Below are 2,957 nucleotides of genomic sequence, written 5' to 3'. Positions count from 1 at the left end.
CGCTTGAGGAACTGCTTGGGAATGATCTGGTCGGTGTCGACGTTGGTGCGGTCGAGAGGCGCGACGAGGGAGGTAAGAGTCTTGAACGGTTGCATTAGGCGGTCACCTCTTCACGGGCAGATTCGTGGATGGGCCAGTTGCGGATATCGACGAAGTGGCCGGCGATGGCGGCGGCTGCGGCCATTTCCGGCGAGACCAGGTGGGTACGTCCACCGCGGCCCTGGCGGCCTTCGAAGTTGCGGTTGCTGGTGGAGGCGCAACGTTCGCCGGGCTGCAGAATGTCGGGGTTCATGGCCAGGCACATGGAGCAGCCGGGCTCGCGCCACTCGAATCCTGCCTCGCGGAAGATCTTGTCCAGGCCTTCTTTTTCTGCTTCGGCCTTGACGATCTGCGAGCCGGGAACCACCATCGCGGTCACATGCGGCGACACCTTGTAGCCGGCGGCGATACGCGCGGCAGCGCGCAGATCTTCGATGCGGCCGTTGGTGCAGGAGCCGATGAAGACGCGATCGATGGCGATGTCTTCGAACTTCGCGCCAGCTTTCAGGCCCATGTACTCGAGCGCGCGCTCAAAGGACTTGCGGTCGAGCTCGTTGGTGGCGAGAGCTGGGTCAGGAACCGCAGCCGTCACCGGCGCGACCATGCCGGGGCTGGTGCCCCAGCTTACGTAGGGAACCAAGGTGGCTGCATCGATGACCAGTTCGCGATCGAACTTTGCGCCGGGATCGGTGGTGAGTTTGCTCCACTCCGCGACAGCCGCGTCCCACGCTGCGCCTTTCGGCGAGTAGCGGCGGCCCTTGAGATACGCGAAGGTCTTCTCGTCGGGAGCGATCATGCCCGCGCGCGCGCCGGCTTCGATGCTCATGTTGCAGACCGTCATGCGGCCTTCCATGCTCAGCGAGCGGATGGCCGAGCCGGCGTATTCGATCACGCAGCCGGTGGCGCCGTCGGTGCCGATTTTGCCGATGATGGCCAGGATGATGTCCTTGGCCGTGACGCCCTGCGGCAGCTCGCCTTCCACCGCTATGCGGAAGGTCTTGGGCTTGGACTGCTGCAGCGTCTGCGTGGCCAGCGCGTGCTCCACTTCGCTGGTGCCGATGCCGAAGGCCAGCGCGCCAAATGCGCCGTGCGTCGAGGTGTGCGAGTCGCCGCAGACGATGGTCATGCCCGGCTTGGTGAGCCCGTGCTCGGGGCCGACCACGTGCACCACGCCCTGGTTGGGCGAGTCGACGTCGAACAGCTCGATGCCGAAGTCGGCGCAGTTTTTGCGCAGCGTGGAAATCTGCGTGGCGGCGATGGGGTCGACGATGTTGAGGCGGCCCTCGATGGTAGTGGGAATGTTGTGGTCCACCGTGGCCACGGTGCGATCGGGGCGGCGCACTTTGCGGCCGGCCAGGCGCAGGCCCTCAAACGCCTGCGGCGATGTGACTTCGTGCACCAGTTGCAGGTCGATGTAAAGCACCGTGGGCTCGCCCTGGGGCTCGACGACGACGTGCTTCTCCCATACCTTTTCGAATAATGTTTTTGGCTCGGAACTCATGGAACTCCTAAAAGCAGTGGACAGTGATCAGTGGACAGTGGTCACTGATCACTTGTCAGTTATGCGTGCACGAGGAGCGACTTCACCGTATCCAGAACCTTCGCGCCCATTTCTGTCGTCGACAGCACCTTGAAGTCCTTGGTGTTGCCGCGGGCCAGGTCCGGCGTGCGGAAGCCCTGTTCCAGCACCTTGCGCACCGCGGTTTCAATGGCCGCAGCTTCGGCGTCGAGGCCGGCGGAATAGCGCAGAATCAATGCGCCGGTGAGGATCGCACCGATCGGATTGGCCAGGCCCTTGCCGGCGATGTCGGGAGCCGAGCCGTGGACGGGCTCGTACAAATTCACCTTGCCGCCGATGGTGGCCGAGGGCAGCATGCCCAGCGATCCGGTGATGACGCCGGACTCGTCGGTGATGATGTCGCCAAAAAGATTCTCGGTAAGCACCACATCGAAGTCGCGCGGGCGATTCATGATGTGCATGGTCATGGCGTCGATGTACTGATGCTCGACGGCGACGTCGGGGAACTCGGCGGCGACTTCATTCACGGTGGCGCGCCAGAGCTGCGAGGTTTCGAGAATATTGGCCTTGTCCACCGAGGTCAGCTTCTTGCGGCGCTTCTGTGCGAGCTGAAAGGCGATGCGGGCCACGCGGACCACTTCGTCGCGCGTGTAGCGCATGGTGTTGAAGGCTTCGCCCTTTTCCTTGTCCCACTGGCGCGGCTGGCCGAAGTAGAGGCCGCCCAGCAGTTCGCGGACGAACAAAATGTCTGCGCCGTCGATGATCTCCGGGCGCAGCGGGCTGTTGATGGCCAGTTCCTTGAACGCGAAGGCGGGACGCAGGTTGGCGAAGCCGCCGAGTTCGGCGCGAATTTTCAGCAGGCCGGCTTCGGGGCGCTTGTTCGGGGGGAGGGAATTGAACTCGTTGCCGCCCACGGCGCCGAGAAAGACTGCATCGCTGGCGAGCGCTTCCTTGAGCGTGTCTTCGGGCAGCGGCGTGCCGTCCTTCACAATGGCCACGCCGCCAATGCGGCGCTCGGAGAAGGTAAACTCATGGCCGCCCTGCGCTGCAACTTCTTTCAGAACCGCAACTGCTTCGTTCGTGACTTCGGGGCCGATGCCGTCGCCGGCCGTGACTAGGATCTTCAGCTTCATGCTCTCTCTTTCAGTTGTCAGTGATCGGTTGTCAGTCAGTTCTAATCCAATTCTGACACGGGCTCGCGCCGGGTTTCACGAATCTTGTCGGGCAGCAGGCCGATCAGGTCCTGGTCGTAGATGTTCTTTTTGCGGTCGGCCATGGCGACAAAACGATAGTAGGTCTGCTGCAGTTCTTCGCGGGTGAGCGCGAAGCCGAGCTGCTCCAGCCGGTGGCGCAGCGCCGCGCGGCCGGAGTGCTTGCCGAGAACCAAGTGCGTTTTTGC

The 2,957-nt window shown here is 63.2% G+C and carries 3 protein-coding genes and 1 pseudogene; all 4 read right to left on the bottom strand.

Features of this window, described 5'->3' with window-relative positions:
• Positions 1-95, bottom strand: a pseudogene (locus AC1P6P_RS18060) (3-isopropylmalate dehydratase small subunit); the annotation flags it as partial.
• Positions 95-1,540 carry a 3-isopropylmalate dehydratase large subunit gene (gene leuC / locus AC1P6P_RS18055; protein WP_481403836.1) on the bottom strand — a complete coding sequence of 482 codons (1,446 nt, stop codon included), beginning with the start codon at positions 1,538-1,540 and terminating at the stop codon, positions 95-97. The pseudogene AC1P6P_RS18060 and the gene leuC, both read right to left, overlap by 1 nt.
• Before the next feature lie 59 nt (positions 1,541-1,599).
• Positions 1,600-2,691: a 3-isopropylmalate dehydrogenase gene (gene leuB, locus AC1P6P_RS18050; RefSeq protein WP_481403835.1), complete on the bottom strand. Its 1,092-nt coding sequence runs from the start codon at positions 2,689-2,691 to the stop codon at positions 1,600-1,602.
• A gap of 41 nt (positions 2,692-2,732) precedes the next feature.
• On the bottom strand, positions 2,733-2,957 hold a 225-nt coding region (locus tag AC1P6P_RS18045; protein WP_481403834.1), incomplete at its 5' end, for a homocitrate synthase/isopropylmalate synthase family protein.

The organism is Rhizomicrobium sp., assembly GCF_056722145.1.
Note: the sequence above shows the minus strand (reverse complement) of the source record. Positions and strands in the feature narration are given on the sequence as shown.

Coding starts and splice junctions, on each gene's coding strand:
- leuC (WP_481403836.1), bottom strand. CDS start 1,540: ATGAGTTCCGAGCCAAAAACATTATTCGAAAAGGTATGGGAGAAGCAC.
- leuB (WP_481403835.1), bottom strand. CDS start 2,691: ATGAAGCTGAAGATCCTAGTCACGGCCGGCGACGGCATCGGCCCCGAA.